This is a genomic window from Nostoc sp., assembly GCF_036919895.1.
Taxonomy (GTDB): domain Bacteria; phylum Cyanobacteriota; class Cyanobacteriia; order Cyanobacteriales; family Nostocaceae; genus Nostoc.
This window is the reverse complement of the sequence record NZ_JBALBW010000056.1, coordinates 15,153-30,556: the sequence shown is the minus strand read 5'-3', so window position 1 is coordinate 30,556 and position 15,404 is coordinate 15,153. Positions and strand designations below refer to the sequence as shown.

Here is a 15,404-nt window from a genome sequence, read left to right as displayed (position 1 = left end):
AGTTATTAGTTATGTACTAATGATAAATGGCTAACGATCAATGACTAATGACTAATGACTAGTGAGATCGTAATTATTGGTGGCGGCGTTATTGGTTTAGCGATCGCCATTGAACTAAAACTGCGCGGGACAAACGTCACCGTGTTTTGTCGTGACTTTCAGGCTGCCGCTACCCACGCCGCCGCTGGGATGTTAGCACCAGACGCGGAAAACATCACCAATGAGGCAATGCGTTCATTGTGTTGGCGATCGCGTGCTTTATATCCCGACTGGACGCGCAAACTAGAAGAACTAACCAGTTTCAATACTGGCTACCGTCCTTGTGGTATCCTCGCACCCGTCTTTGAAGAGGCAGGGGGGCAGGGGGCGGGGGGCAGGGGGGAAAGTCTTTCTCCCTCTTCCCCGGCTTACTGGTTAAATAAAGAAGCAATTCATCAATATCAGGCAGGATTGGGAGCAGAGGTAGTTGGTGGTTGGTGGTATCCTGAAGACGCACAAGTTGATAATAAAGCTCTAGCTCACGTATTGCGGACGGCGGCTGAATCTGTTGGTGTTGAACTCAAAGACGGTATTACAGTAGAAGCATTTTTACAGCAGCAAGAACAAGTTGTTGGCGTACAAACCAATGCTGGGATAATTCGCGCCGCGCACTATGTTTTAGCTTCAGGTGCTTGGTCAAATGAGTTATTACCGATACCCGTGCGTCCCAGAAAAGGACAAATGCTGAGTGTGCGAATACCAGAGTTTACACCGGACTTGCCCTTGAAGCGGGTTTTGTTTGGGCAGAATATTTACATCGTACCAAGACGCGATCACCTGATTATCGGGGCAACAAGCGAAGACGTTGGCTTCACCCCCAACAATACCCCAGACGGCATTCAAAAATTATTACAAGCTGCCATCCGGCTGTATCCCCAATTAAAAGATTATCCCATCCAAGAGTTCTGGTGGGGATTTCGCCCAGCCACCCCTGATGAGTTACCCATCCTTGGCACTAGCCACTGTCAAAATTTAACCTTTGCAACTGGTCATTACCGTAACGGAATTCTACTGACACCCGTAACCGCCGCATTGATTGCCGACTTAATATTAGAACAAAAGCCCGATCCTCTACTTGCTGATTTTCACTATTCGCGCTTCCAATTCCAGCCATCTACCTCCACCCCAATGCTGACTCATTCTGCCAATTTCTCTAACGGGCATCATACTGCTATATCCCCACTCCCTATTCAAGACTCCCCACTAATTATTGCTGGCAAAACCTTTCAATCCCGCTTGATGACGGGAACTGGTAAGTATCGCAGCATTGAAGAAATGCAGCAAAGCGTCATTGCCAGTGATTGCCAAATTGTCACCGTGGCAGTCCGACGGGTACAAACCAAGGCCCCCGGACATGAAGGTTTAGCTGAAGCCTTAGATTGGACAAAAATTTGGATGTTACCCAATACAGCAGGTTGCCAAACTGCTGAAGAGGCGATTCGGGTGGCGCGTTTAGGACGAGAAATGGCGAAATTGTTAGGTCAGGAAGATAATAACTTTGTCAAGTTAGAAGTAATACCTGACCTTAAGTATTTACTCCCAGATCCAATTGGGACGCTGCAAGCCGCAGAGCAACTAGTGAAAGAAGGTTTTGCAGTATTGCCCTATATTAACGCTGACCCCATGTTAGCCAAGCGTTTAGAAGAAGTAGGCTGTGCGACGGTAATGCCTTTGGCATCGCCAATTGGTTCTGGACAAGGGCTAAAAACAACCGCCAACATCCAAATCATTATCGAAAATGCAGGTATACCTGTGGTAGTAGATGCAGGTATTGGTTCACCCTCAGAAGCCGCCCAAGCAATGGAATTGGGAGCAGATGTTTTATTAATTAATAGTGCGATCGCACTTTCTCCAAACCCAGCAGCAATGGCTCGTGCCATGAATTTAGCAACAGTCGCGGGTCGTCTAGCATACCTTGCTGGCAGGATGCCCATCAAAGATTATGCCAGTCCTAGTTCACCTCTCACCGGGACGATTACTAGTTAAGGAATGGAGCATGGGGCATAGGGAAATACCCAATGACAAATGACAAATGTAATGTAACGATTTGTCTAGCAGTTTCAGAGCGGATTTAGCATTTATGTAACATTAAATTAACGATAAGGATAAAGGAATTCATTCATGCCCTATATCAATGAAGAAGGCGGCCTTCTGAATAATTTTGCCAGGGAACCAAAGATTTATCAAGCAGAACCTCCCACAGAAGGGCAAAAGCGAACTTATATCGTACTAGGAATCGTCGCTACAACTTTGGTTGTCGGCTTGATTCTAGTCGCCTTCTTCGTTTCTAAGAGCAGTTGATAGTAAAATATTTTCAGAAAACTTCATCTTCTTTATAGTTTTTCAGGTTCCGATTTAAATAGGGGCCTGCTTTTTTATTTTTTGTTAAAATTAAACTGGTAATTAAAGTATAATTATATACTTATTTGTTTATATTTATAAAGGCTTAATTGATCCCTAGCAGCACAATATCTATTTAAAAATGATTTCTATCGTGAGTTTAGCCCACTTGGATGCACCCAGAACGGTGATATATACTTTGTTTTGGCTCTTTAAGCGTGAATGAGACTGCACACAACAATAATTTAACTTGGAATCGGCAAGTATACCACCGCCTGAAACTTGCCTTAAGTCTTGGCTTGCGACGACAACTTTTTTTAGCTGTATGTGATAATTTACACTTAAGAAATCAAGTAGCAGCCCGTCTGCATTCTACATTGGCTTATCCTATTGGACAGGTTCTATATCGGTCATCAAATGCTCAGGAAAATAGCACTCCAGCCTATCCGCGATTAGTTACGTTACGTTTGAATTTAAACGACCCCAATCCCATAGTCCAGATAAATCAATGGTTGGCAAATTATCCACCGCCAATTGTTGGGGCATCAAAAGATACCCCTGGAAGACCTTTTCCAGTCCCAGCATTTCAGATTGTAGGTGTGGAGCATCTCACCAAGCAACCAGTCGCAACACAGCGTTTATTTTTACACTATCTTCGTTTAAGCGAACAATATTTTTCTACCCAAGAATCCAGCAGATTCCTAGAATCTAACTTGCTGTTGTGGATACCGCGCCCTTGGTTATCTGCTATCAAGCAATCAGCACCACAGTTTTGGCGTTGTCGGACTGGCGTATTTGTATTTGCTGGAGAACCCACACCAGCAACTCAAAACGCAGTCTATCCAGAACGTGAAAAACGTTCTGGAAGCTTGGATTTAGAGAATATTGAGCAGTCGATTCTAGATGAATCAGTTAGCCAAGCAGAACTCAGAACGGTAGCCACCGAGTTCAAGTTTGAAAATAATTCCGATTTTCCAGCAGAGATACAAGAGAATAGCGTACATAAAACCCAGGAAGCTACGCCACAACAGCAAGAATTTACTAATAGGTCTGCTAGTAGGAATGATAATCAATCGCTGTCATCTTTATCTTATGTTAGTAGCGAGTTAACAGAACTAGTAATAGCAACAATCAACACAAACTCTGCTCAAAATACTGAAGATTACTTACAACCGCAGCAGATTTTGCTGGAGATTGAAGAATTACACGAAAATCTTGTTTCAGGGGAGATACTGGCAGAAGCTTATCATCGCTTGGGCACTTTATACCGCCTTCGCATTGAGCAAGGAGATTCAACTCTAGAAAACCTGATGGTGGCAATTATTGCCTATCAGGAGGCAATAAGCTATGACGAAACTTCATCGCAACTTCCAGATATCTTGAATGATTTGGGCACACTCTACTGGATGCTATACCGCACACCACCCAATTCTGAGGAAGGGCAAACTTATATAGATCAGGCGATAGAATTTTATCAGTTGGCGTTAAAGATGATGTCACCCCAGACGCATCCAGAAACTTACGCTCGTGTGCAAAATAATTTGGGGACAGCTTATGGTGATTTAGCTCGTTTTTCTCACCCATCAGAAAATTGGCAGCAAGCAATTTTAGCTTACAGTGAAGCACTCAGCTACCGTACAGCCGAGATGGATTCATTAAAGTATGCGGCTTGCCAGAACAATTTAGGTACTGCTTACTGGCATCTAGGGCAATACAATCAACCAATTGTGCATTTAAAGAAAGCGATCGCAGCTTACAACGAAGCACTTATACACTACAACCCCGAAGAAGAACCGCTTAAGTATGGGATGATTCAAAACAACATCGGTACTGCTTGTTGGAATCTGGCACAATACGAACAACCTGCCCAAAATCTCCAGCTAGCGATTAATGTCTACAGTGAAGCTCTCAAATATCGCACTCCAGCTAATGTCCCTAGTGCCTGCGCCGCTACACAAAATAATCTGGGTACTGCCTACTGGCATTTAGCAAACCTATCTCAGACAACTAAACAGACACGACAAAACTACCTGCAACTATGCATCAGCGCTTACGAAGAGGCCATAGACTTGGCTCACTCACTGAGCGGTACTCTTTTAAGTTTCGATTTGCTTGCCTCTTATAATAACCTGGGACTAGCACATTATCAGCTAGTAATAGATAAGTCATTTAATGGTGACAAAGCAACACGTTCTCAACACCTAGAAGTAGCATTAGAAAACCATTTAAAAGCCTTAAAAGGATTAAGCAAACAACCCGAAGCTTATCAAACAACTTTTACTTATGTGGTAAAAACTATTCGCGCTTTTCATAACGAATTAGGGATACAGGGACAAAATCTGGCTTTATCTAAAATTCCTAGTCAGTTATTGCCAGAGATTTTGTCAAAGTTATAAGAAAAACGCTGAAAACTGTTGAAAAATAACTTGATATAAACTTGACAATTAGCCAGAGCATCAACTAAAGTAGCCATGTCTACGACGGGCTACACCTACATAAATAGTTTTCTAATTATAAAATGGTAAAATATTTAAACAATCCATAAATTTAGCTTAATAAATATAAATTTATTGTTAAACAAACTTAAAAAAGTATAAAGTCTTTATAAAAATTACAATAAGATATTGGCGTATTTTCCGTAAATTCACTAACGTAGACTAGACATCTAGTTGAAAAAAGCTCAGAGGATGAGAATTGAAACCTAAGTTATGAAACTAAGTTTGATTTTTGCGACTGCTATATCTAGTTTTTTTGTGAGTGCAACCACAGGATTTGGTTTCTCTGGTCAAGCAGATGCTCTCACTTTTTCTGGTATCTCTAGTGGTACATGGGGAGAACCTACTCCAGGAAGCACCGATACCAATCCTGTATATACAGGTGTGGGAAGCAAAACATTTACTTGGGGCGATCCTAATATTTGTCCATTAAATGCAAGCACTCCTGTGTGTATAGTCACAGGCTCAAATAAACTTACCTTTAATGGAAGTTCATTTTCAGCAGACATCAACTCTGCATTCAAAATAGCTGATTTAACTTATTTTAATGGAACGGTACTCAAAGGTACAAGCGTTGAATTTGTACCTTTAAATCTCAATGTATCCTTCAACCCTCCCACTGGAATCAGCCAAGTTTTTGACTTCAAGTTGCATCTAGTAAATACACCTAATGACGCAACAAATCCTGAAGATAATGCAGACTTTGTATTCATAGACAAAAATTTGAGCGATCGCAGTTTCACCTTTGAAGGCAATAAATACACGCTAGAGCTAACTGGCTTTAATCCAGATATTCCCCAGATAAGTGTTAAGGCTCTTGAAGGAGGCACAAGTAGAACAGCTATTTATGCCGAAATCAAACCGATACCCGAACCTGCAACGATAGCGGGTATATCTCTGCTAGGGATATATCTGATATCTCGGAGAAAATTCTGGGAGAATAAATACTAAGAGCTTTAGCGGTTAGAACAGTTGCTTCTGTTCGCCTTTAAAGATGTAATTAACTAGGAAATTTTCCGGCTTCAATATGAGCTTTATAGCGGTTCTTATCTTTGTGGGAAACTCGACGAAGTAATACGCTAATTTACTCAGGTTAGATCAATTTTTGTGGATAATACAAAATTAAAACCCGCCAGCGCGGGTTTTATTTATATGGTCGTCCGACTTCTAATTGCCAAGACATAATTTGAATTTGGCTAGTTGCGTAGGCGTAGCCCGTCCTAGACATCGCTTGACGTAGACCGAGGTATCAATAATCCAATATACGTACCGACAGCAAATTTTGTTAAATCGAGAAATGGAGGGCGACTCTTTTCGTCGATAACTGCAAGAGTGAGAGAACCAATCACCATAATCAGCGTTACAACAGCCAGCACTTCATCTCTTGAAGGAAATTTCTTGGATAACATTGATCGACTCCCAAATCGTTTGAATCACTACATCCCTAGCTTTACAGGCGAGTGTTTGTTGTAAGCTTAAATACAGGTTTGAGATATGAGTGAGTTGTGTATGCGCTCAGGATGAATTGCCAAATTAGTAGTTAGAATCAGCAAAAGTGTACTGGTTAGCTTATGTCCGGGCGATCGCTTTTCTCTTCTCCAGAAGGTATCCAAAAAGCAAAAAGAGCTTTAATTCGTTATTCGTTAACTCAAAAGGCATTAGCCAAAGAGTTAGAAGTAACTCGCCAACCGATTGGAAAGTTCCTTACAGGTAAGCCAGTTGACCGCAATCTCTTTGTCCAGATTTGCGACAGGCTAGATTTAGAGTGGGAAGAAGTAGTAGTTAATGAACCAACCAGTGAACCAGAGGTAAGTCAAGATAACAGCATTGATATTGATGCGATCATTCAACAAGTACGTGAAAAGATAAAACCTCTCATTCAAGAATGCTGCGGCACAATGCGGATGCTGGATACGCCTCAACCCATCGGCTTGAATGACATTTACACTAGCGTCAATATATTAGAGAAAATCACTGGACAGCGACGGTTAGGAATTGATGAATTGTTAGAACAGTCTAGCAGCCAGGATTTTGACCTCTTTGGACTTAACAGAATTACTGAAAAACGAGTGCCAGGACTGGAAGCGGTTGAGAAATATTCCAAGTTGATGATTTTGGGTAAACCAGGAGCAGGTAAAACCACATTTCTGAAGTATTTGGCGATTCAGTGTATTGCAGGTGAGTTTCAGGCTGAACGTGTACCGATTTTTGTCACCCTCAAAAACTTTGCGGAAGCTGCAAACAAACCTGGATTATTGCAATACATCACTGAAGAGACGATAAATCCTATCTCTTATATCCGAGATGTACTAACAAATGGCAAGGCATTAGTTTTACTTGATGGGTTAGATGAGGTTAGAGAAGAGGATAGTGACCGTGTATTAAAGACAATTCGTGAGATTTCTGGCAATTTCCCAAAAAATCAGTTTGTGATGACTTGTCGTATTGCAGCGCGGAAGTATACCTTTGAGAAGTTCACAGAGGTAGAAGTTGCCGATTTTGACGATAACCAAATTTCTAACTTTGCCAATAACTGGTTTAAGGAGAAAGCTGTAAAACCAGAGACTTTTATCAAACGTCTCGAAGAGAATAGCCGAATCAAACAACTTGCTGCAAGTCCTCTGCTGCTGACGTTGCTTTGTTTAGCATTTGAAGAGTCAGGAGATTTCCCTGCAAATCGTTCTGAGTTATATAAAGAAGGACTGGATGCGTTATTGAAAAAATGGGATGCGAAGCGAGGAATTGAACGCAATCAGATTTACAAAAAGCTATCAGTCCAGCGTAAAGAAGATTTACTCAGCAAAATGGCGTTGACTACTTTTGAGGGGAGTGAATATTTCTTCAAGCAGAAAGTAGCAGAACACTACATTACAGAATACATCCGCAATTTACCCGGTGCTAATACTGACGAAGAAGCATTGCAACTTGACAGTGAGCAAGTTTTGCGTTCAATTGAGCATCATCATGGGCTAGTTGTCGCAAGAGCGAAAAGGATTTACTCATTTTCTCACCTGACATTTCATGAGTATTTCACAGCTAGAGAATTTGTGGTTGTGAGACAGTCATCAGAGGAAGCGCTGAAAAATCTTGTTAGCCATATTACTGAGAAACGCTGGCGGGAAGTCTTTTTGCTAGCAGTTGGGATGTCTCCAAGTGCAGATCGGTTATTGCTGTTGATGAAGGAGAAAATTGATTTTATAGTGGCTGATGATCAGAGGTTGCAGGAGTTTCTTCTGTGGGCAAAAGAAAAATCTATTTCCGTTAAGTTTTCTTACAAACCAGCAGCAGTTAGGGCCTTTTACCTGTCCCTCTGCCTCGACTTCTCCCGCTCCCTCGACCTGTCCCTCTGCCTCGACCTCTCCCGCTCCCTCGACCTGTCCCTCTGTCTCGACCTCTCCCTCTGCCTCTGCCTCGACCGAGAACTCAAGAATTTGCTGCAAAAACTTCGAGAGCAACTACCAAGCACACAAGACAAGCAAGAATTTCAAAAATGGTGGTTAGCTAATGAGAAGACTTGGTGTGAAAAATTAAGAGAATTAATGATTAAATATCGTAATATTGGTCATGATTGGCAGTTCAGTAACGAGCAAAAGAAATTGCTTCAGCAGTATTATGATGCCAATCAATTACTGGTAGATTGCCTAAATAGCGATTGTTATGTTAGCCGTGAAGTGCGACAGGAAATAGAAGATACTTTGTTATTACCGATCGCAGAGGTTAAACAGCTTCAGCAGCAATCTTAAATACACACACAGCACATAGTTGATTTTTCAATCCCACAGGTAAATCATTCGTTAAGAAAGCAAAAATATTTTCCAAGTCCTAGCAAATCAATCTAGAATATAAATAAGAGTTCGCAGTTAGCCCATTCGCCTCTATATCAACGGCTTAGATATGTGGACATAAGTAATAAAACAGCATTTGGGAACAAAACGATCCCCATTTACGTCGCATAAATGTCTTGCCTCTGGTTTTAGTAACGCACATTAGCAGGATACACATTGTGAGGTGCGATCGCGATCGCACAGACTCCCGTCATAATGAGTACTTTTATCTTCGGAATACGCCTATAGACAGGTTCAAAAACAGTCAGAAACAAACTCAGTAAATCACCGTCATTACACATATCACACACACAAAGGAAAACCCTCTTATGACTCGCCTACATCAATGGAAATCTGGAAGTGCTGCACTTATGGCAATCGCCGTTACCACAAGCGTCATTAGCCCTCTATTCAGCTTTGCTCCTGCTAATGCACAATACAACAGAACTAGTCAATATGGAAACGTTACCATCCCTTCTGGGGTAAATTTTCCTGTCACCTACGATAAAGAGACAATTACTATTGCTCCTGGGGAAAGTAAATCTATAACCTTGAGAATAGCTAATGACATTATCGACAAAAATAGAAATGTCTTAATTCCGGCTGGTACTAAAGTAAATGGACGGCTAGAATCTGTTGACTTAGATAATTATTCAAGAAATACAGATGATAACCAAGGAAAAGGCGTGCGGTTTGTCGCTCAAGAATTAGAATTTTCTAATGGTCAGCGTCAGTCGATTAATGCAACTTCTCGGACATACACTACAACTCAAAGAGTTAAACAGGGGCCCAACACCAGTCAGGTTTTAACTGACGCAGCTATTGGTGGAGGTGCTGGTCTTTTAGGTTCACTACTTACTGGTAATCGCAGAATTGACGATTTAAAACCTGTTCTTGGTGCAGCTGCGGGTGCGGGTGCTAGCGTACTGTTGCGGAAAAAAGAAGTAAATGCGTTTGTCATCAGACCCGCACAAGATTTAAGGCTCACACTGAATTCTAATTTGAATTTAGTACCACAATCCCGCTACTAGATTTAACTCTATTTAAGTCGTGAATTTAATCATCCCTTATATGCGATCGCCACTTTAACTAGAGTGTGCGATCGCATTCATTTTTAGACCTAAAAAAACTTATTTAACAGCAAGCATTATACCTCCATATCGTCTTAATCAGTATCGATACTTATTGAATTACCTTATCAAAAGAGCTAATAAAATCGGCTTTATTTTATTCTCTATCTAAAAGAGTATTCAAAATTACGTAATATCCTGATACTTTTTGTTAAGTAGTAGTGATAAAGGAGCCTTTTCTTGTGGCGATTCAAGGTTTTAGTTTAAGCACATATCTTGCAATTCCCGTGGTATTAAGTCTTTTGGCTCAGGGAGAAAAGATAAAAGCATCTTTAGTTGAAAACGTCCGTCAGATATCCACTAACAAGGAAATGAGTCTATCTAGCCGCGACGAGCTAATTAGTGCGAATTCAACACCGAAAACATACTACGTTAGTGGTACTGGAAACGACAAAAATAGTGGACTTTCTACTTCATCCGCATTTAAGACAATTCAAAAGGCAGCAAACCTTACCAACCCTGGTGATACAGTATTAATTATGAACGGGGTATACACAAATATACCCAATACTGGAAGTGTAGTAAGTATTAAACGTTCTGGAACTGCAAATGCATGGATTAGGTATAAAGCATATCCTGGACATTTTCCAAAAATTCAGCACAATACATGGAACGGGATTGTAATTTCAAATGGAGCTTCATATATCGAGATCAACGGGTTGGAGGTTGTCGGGAACAATGCCAACATAACCCTTGATTATGCGATGAGTCAGAAGACTAACAAACTAAACCCACTGACGAATGGAAACTGCATCAACATTGACGGACGAACCAGCGGTCATGTTCATCACATCCGTATTCTGAACAATAAAGTTCATGACTGTGGAGGAGCAGGTATTTCAGCGATTCAATCAGACTATGTGACACTAGATAATAACGTGGTGTTCAATAATGCCTGGTATGGTGTTTATGGTTCTAGTGGTATTTCAATGTTGAATAGTTGGAATTCTGACAAAAACCAGGGATACAAGATGTATATTACCAACAACAAGACTTACAACAATCGCATGTATATCCCTTGGATTGAAGTCGGAAAGATCACAGATGGTAATGGCATTATTCTCGATACTTTTAGAAACGATCAGAATAACTCCAAATTGGCTGCATATACAGGACGGACTTTAGTTAAAAACAATCTTACATTTAATAATGGTGGCTCAGGTATTCATGCATTTTCAAGCGATCATATTGATATTGTAAATAACACGGCTGTTTTAAATAATCAGACTCCAGAAAATAAAGGTGGGCAAATATTTGCTTATTCATCATCTGATGTCAAGATTCTAAATAACATTTTCTATGCTTTTCCCGGCAAAGATGCTAATAGTAATACGAAAAATAAAAACGTTACTTACGATTATAATATTTATCTCAATACTTCTAAGATAAGTGTTAAAGGCCCTCACGATATTGTTGCAGACTCAGAGTTTTTGAGTAAGCATCCCACTCTTGAAAAAATATCTGATAATTGGAAATCGCAGCTAGATAAACAAAATCCGCCAAAGCGGACTTATATAGAGTCTAAGTCGGCAGGTTTTGTTTGTGACTCGGTGACTTATAGCCTGCAAGGGAAACCCATCCAAGTGGGATGCTCTCCGCTATCTTTAGCTCAAACTGGTTTTTCTGATGTTTCATCTAACTATTGGGCGGCACAATTTATTCAACAATTGTCACAACGAGGTGTAATTGCCGGATTTCCTGATGGTAGCTTCCGCCCTGAAGAAGCGGTCACACGCGCTCAATTTGCCGCTATGATCGACAAAGCTTTCCCAAAATCACAGCAACGACAGGCGATCAATTTCGCTGACGTACCTAGCAATTATTGGGCATCCAGTGCCATTCAGCAAGCCTATACCATTGGTTTCTTATCTGGATATCCCGGTAATCGCTTTCAGCCTAACCAGGCTATTCCCCGCCAGCAGGTTTTAGTTTCCCTCGCTAACGGTCTGAAATTTACTTCTGGTGGCAATACCGAAAGCACTCTGAAATATTTCAACGATGCCTCTAACATCGCTAGCTACGCCCGTAGCCCGATCGCAGCTGCAACTGAAAAGCAAATCGTTGTAAATTATCCTAATGTAAAGTCATTGAATCCAAGTGCAACGGCTACTCGCGCCCAGGTAGCAGCTTTTATCTATCAAGCATTGGTTAGTTCTAGCCAAGCCCCAGCAATTAACTCGCCCTATGTAGTGTCTAAACCTTAGCAATTAACTGCCTGATGTCGTGGCTGCTACTGGTTTTAACTCCATTCAAGTCGTAACTTTAATCATCCCTGATATGCGATCGCCACTTTAACTATAGTGGGCGATCGCATTCATTTTTAACCCTAAAAATGAATTTGCCAGCAACTATTATACCTTTGTATCGTCTTAATCAGTATCAATCTTTCTTGGAATACTTTTTTAATTAGGTTGAGAGCTAATAGGGTAATTACACTACTCCTATTATCTGCTTCCTTTGACATAGACTTTGGAAAAATGACTGTATTACTAAAGTAATGGTTTTTACAAAATACAGAAAAAATTGGGAACCAAAGATATTAGCAATTGTCTAATTAATTAACAGTAAAAAAAATAATTGTCCCTGGAGTTAAAAAATAATGTTTACTTTAAATCGTTTGCAATCTAGAACAGCTGCACTCATGGCTTTGAGCCTCACAGTCGGCACTGTAGCGCCTTTTATTACCGCTTCACCATCTTTAGCTCAAACCACTTTTTCTGATGTTTCATCTAACTATTGGGCATCACAATTTATTCAACAATTGTCACAGCGAGGTGTAATTGCCGGATTTCCTGATGGTAGCTTCCGCCCCGAAGAAGCAGTGACACGCGCTCAATTTGCCGCTATGGTCAACAAAGCTTTCCAAAAATCACAGCAGCGATCGCCAATCAATTTCGCTGACGTGCCTAGCAACTATTGGGCATCTAGTGCCATTCAGCAAGCCTATACCATTGGTTTCTTATCTGGATATCCTGGTAATCGCTTTGAGCCTAACCAAGCTATTCCCCGCCAGCAGGTTTTAGTTTCCCTCGCTAACGGTCTGGAATATAGTCCCAGTGGCAATACCGAAAGCACTCTGCAATACTTCAACGATGCCTCTACCATCGCTAGCTATGCCCGTAGCCCGATCGCAGCCGCAACTGAAAAGCAAATCGTTGTAAATTATCCTAATGTGAAGTTCTTGAATCCAACTGCAACCGCTACTCGCGCCCAGGTAGCAGCTTTTATCTACCAAGCATTGGTTAGTTCTAACCAAGCCTCAGCAATTAACTCGCCTTATGTCGTGGCTGTCGGGTCTACGACTCCAACACCTGTAGCTGTGACAATTCCTCAAGGGACTGCTATTCCTGTGAAGTATGACAAAGCAGAAAAAATTCTGGTTACAAAGGATGAAACAGCGCCTTTAACATTGACAGTATCCCAAAATGTGTTGACACAAGACGGATCTGTAGTGATTCCGGCTGGTAGTCAAGTTATTGGTCAACTCAAACCTGCTACAGGCGGTTCTCAATTCGTTGCTGAAAAATTGGTTTTGACTAGTGGTCAAGAGTATCAACTTAACGCTACTTCTGAAGTTATTACCAAAACTGAAACCGTGAAGAAGGGTACTAGCATTGGTTCAATTATCAAAAACACTGTATTAGGCGCAGGTGCAGCAACTGCGGTATCTGCTGTAACTGGCGATCGCGCCATTGCCACAGAAGAAGTCTTGGGTGGCGCTGGTATCGGTGCGTTGGTTGGTCTGTTCTTCGGTAAGAATAGTGTTGACTTAGTGGCAATTGACCCAAATACTGATTTACAAATGACAATCAATCAAAACTTGTTGGTTTCACTAAGATAGTCATTGGTCATTGGTCATTGGTCATTAGTATTTATAAAGGAAAAATGACCAACTCTTAAGTTCAGTTATTAGCCATTATGATAAAGGACAAATGACTGACTAATTTTGAACTTCCGGCAACCAAATAATAAACGTAGTCCCCGGTGCATTGGGTGAAGTTAATTTAGAGTTGATTGCAGGGCTGAAAACCTCGATTTCGCCCTGCATTTGCTCTATTAATTGTTTAGCGATCGCTAACCCCAAACCTGTGCCAGGGATTTCTGTTTGCGCTTGTACACCCCGATAATGCCGTTCTCCAAGATGTTCTAAATCTTGGGCTGGAATACCAGGCCCGTTGTCACTGATGATAATTCCTTGAAAATTAGCTTTTTCTTGCCCCGCCTGAATCAAAATTTTGCCGCCAGTGGGAGTGTATTTCAAGGCATTATCGATGATGTTAGTTAAAACCTCTCGTAATGCTTTGACATTGGCGCGTACTAGGGGTGAATTCTGTTGAATTTCAGTTATTATTTTTAGCTTTCGCTCTTGGGCGATTGCTTTAGTTGATATTAATAATGGTTCTAATATATCTGCTAACGAGCAGTCAACTGCTTTATCTCCCGTTCCCGGTAATAATAGCGGCGGTTTAGCGGATTTTTGGATAGTTGTTTCCACAAATACTTCATGTTCGGGCAGATGTAGCGGTGCTAAATCTTCCTCTGTCAAGTCAATTACTTGATCGAATTGTTGTAGTAATTCTTGGAGGCGATCGCTTTCCCGCACGATACTATTTGCCACATCCCGGTTGGTGTCTCCCGGTCGGAGTCTCTTTAACAGCAGTTTACCAAAAGTCCGTAACGCTGTTAATGGGTTACGAAACTGATGTAATAGATTATCCAGCAAATCTCGCTGTTTTTCTTGGAGAATTTGTTGATCGCGCAACTGATCCTCAAACCATGCCCGCCGTTGATCTAAGATACAAGCGATCGCTAATGTTTGGGCTATTCGTTGAATCTGACTTTCTTCATGTTCATTCCATGCCCGATCTTGCCTACCCGTCACTAGTAACCCCATCATTACACCCTCATAAACCAGAGGTAAAACAATTTGGTTGCCACTAAAGAGGTATTCCTCTTTTAGATGGGGTTGAGATGCCTCAGACTCCTGTGATGAGGTTGGAGATTCTGAACTGGCTGTCAATAACCTTCTGCGAGCGTTGGGTAGTCTAAACACATTTCCAACTTGAAGTTGCTTGTGTACTTTTGTCTCAGCACTCTCTTCCCCTGGCGGTAATAATGCTGTTTCCGGGTAAATTACCACAGGAATCAGTTTGGCCTCACCAGAAGGAGTCTCTACCAATTCTTGTGTCAGGTACACAATACTTAAAGTTGCTCCCAGACCTTGGGTTAGCAGTGCTATTTGCTCTCGACACAGAGCAATAAAATCGGAACTGGCAGACATTAACATTTTTTAGCTCTTGCTCAAGATTACAGATTTTGAGGCATGATGATAAGAGAGGATACTTAATTTTTACCTCACTCATTTCATAAAGCTTAACTAAAATCTTCTCAGTGATGGTTTGTTTGTACCAAGGGATTATATCCTTAGGTAATTTTGTTTTCTCTACTTTCAAAGATGTTAACTTTCTTGCATTAAAAGGTTAAAAACTATTGATATTTTGAACTAGAACTTATATAATGGCGACGGATTTTGTAGCTAACACTACAATCTATAGCTTGAAAGAGGAGGACAATAG

10 protein-coding genes and 2 pseudogenes are annotated in these 15,404 nt (G+C 41.1%); 9 read left to right on the top strand and 3 right to left on the bottom strand.

From position 1 onward, the window contains the following. The first annotated feature begins 54 nt into the window (after positions 1–54). The 4 genes from thiO to V7K55_RS09985 all read left to right on the top strand — a co-directional run bounded on the left by thiO (position 55) and on the right by V7K55_RS09985 (position 5,825). Positions 55–2,025: a glycine oxidase ThiO gene (gene thiO, locus V7K55_RS10000; protein WP_334830698.1), complete on the top strand. Its 1,971-nt coding sequence runs from the start codon at positions 55–57 to the stop codon at positions 2,023–2,025. A 135-nt stretch (positions 2,026–2,160) separates the two neighbouring features. Continuing rightward, positions 2,161–2,340 (top strand): photosystem II assembly protein Psb34, encoded by a 180-nt coding sequence (gene psb34 / locus V7K55_RS09995; protein ID WP_334830696.1) that lies wholly within the window; start codon positions 2,161–2,163, stop codon positions 2,338–2,340. Between the two features lie 257 nt (positions 2,341–2,597). After that, positions 2,598–4,775 (top strand): tetratricopeptide repeat protein, encoded by a 2,178-nt coding sequence (locus V7K55_RS09990; protein ID WP_334830694.1) that lies wholly within the window; start codon positions 2,598–2,600, stop codon positions 4,773–4,775. 312 nt (positions 4,776–5,087) lie between these two features. Beyond that, a complete protein-coding gene (locus tag V7K55_RS09985) occupies positions 5,088–5,825 on the top strand; it encodes a choice-of-anchor K domain-containing protein (RefSeq protein WP_334830692.1) in 738 nt (245 codons plus the stop codon). Between the two features lie 269 nt (positions 5,826–6,094). On the opposite strand, the gene V7K55_RS09980 is transcribed toward V7K55_RS09985, so the two are convergent. Continuing rightward, the gene (locus V7K55_RS09980; RefSeq protein WP_334830690.1) at positions 6,095–6,283 is read right to left on the bottom strand and encodes a hypothetical protein; all 189 of its coding nucleotides are present in this window, start codon (positions 6,281–6,283) and stop codon (positions 6,095–6,097) included. 162 nt (positions 6,284–6,445) lie between these two features. On the opposite strand from V7K55_RS09980, the gene V7K55_RS09975 reads away from it, so the two are divergent. Continuing rightward, positions 6,446–8,617 (top strand): NACHT domain-containing NTPase, encoded by a 2,172-nt coding sequence (locus V7K55_RS09975; protein WP_334830688.1) that lies wholly within the window; start codon positions 6,446–6,448, stop codon positions 8,615–8,617. A gap of 230 nt (positions 8,618–8,847) precedes the next feature. Here V7K55_RS09975 and V7K55_RS09970 read toward each other — a convergent pair whose 3' ends face one another. Continuing rightward, on the bottom strand, positions 8,848–9,000 hold the full coding sequence (locus V7K55_RS09970) for a hypothetical protein (protein WP_334830686.1): 153 nt from the start codon (positions 8,998–9,000) through the stop codon (positions 8,848–8,850). Between the two features lie 27 nt (positions 9,001–9,027). On the opposite strand from V7K55_RS09970, the gene V7K55_RS09965 reads away from it, so the two are divergent. The 4 genes and pseudogenes from V7K55_RS09965 to V7K55_RS09955 all read left to right on the top strand — a co-directional run bounded on the left by V7K55_RS09965 (position 9,028) and on the right by V7K55_RS09955 (position 13,669). Next, positions 9,028–9,729: a conjugal transfer protein TrbI gene (locus V7K55_RS09965; protein ID WP_334830684.1), complete on the top strand. Its 702-nt coding sequence runs from the start codon at positions 9,028–9,030 to the stop codon at positions 9,727–9,729. A gap of 410 nt (positions 9,730–10,139) precedes the next feature. After that, positions 10,140–11,120: pseudogene (locus tag V7K55_RS27510) on the top strand (right-handed parallel beta-helix repeat-containing protein); the annotation flags it as partial. 270 nt (positions 11,121–11,390) lie between these two features. Beyond that, positions 11,391–12,023: pseudogene (locus tag V7K55_RS09960) on the top strand (S-layer homology domain-containing protein); the annotation flags it as partial. 404 nt (positions 12,024–12,427) lie between these two features. Next, positions 12,428–13,669, top strand: coding sequence for an S-layer homology domain-containing protein (locus V7K55_RS09955; protein WP_334830682.1), 1,242 nt, complete (start codon positions 12,428–12,430; stop codon positions 13,667–13,669). A gap of 99 nt (positions 13,670–13,768) precedes the next feature. On the opposite strand, the gene V7K55_RS09950 is transcribed toward V7K55_RS09955, so the two are convergent. Beyond that, positions 13,769–15,115: a GAF domain-containing sensor histidine kinase gene (locus tag V7K55_RS09950; protein ID WP_334830680.1), complete on the bottom strand. Its 1,347-nt coding sequence runs from the start codon at positions 15,113–15,115 to the stop codon at positions 13,769–13,771. Positions 15,116–15,404: the final 289 nt, after the last annotated feature.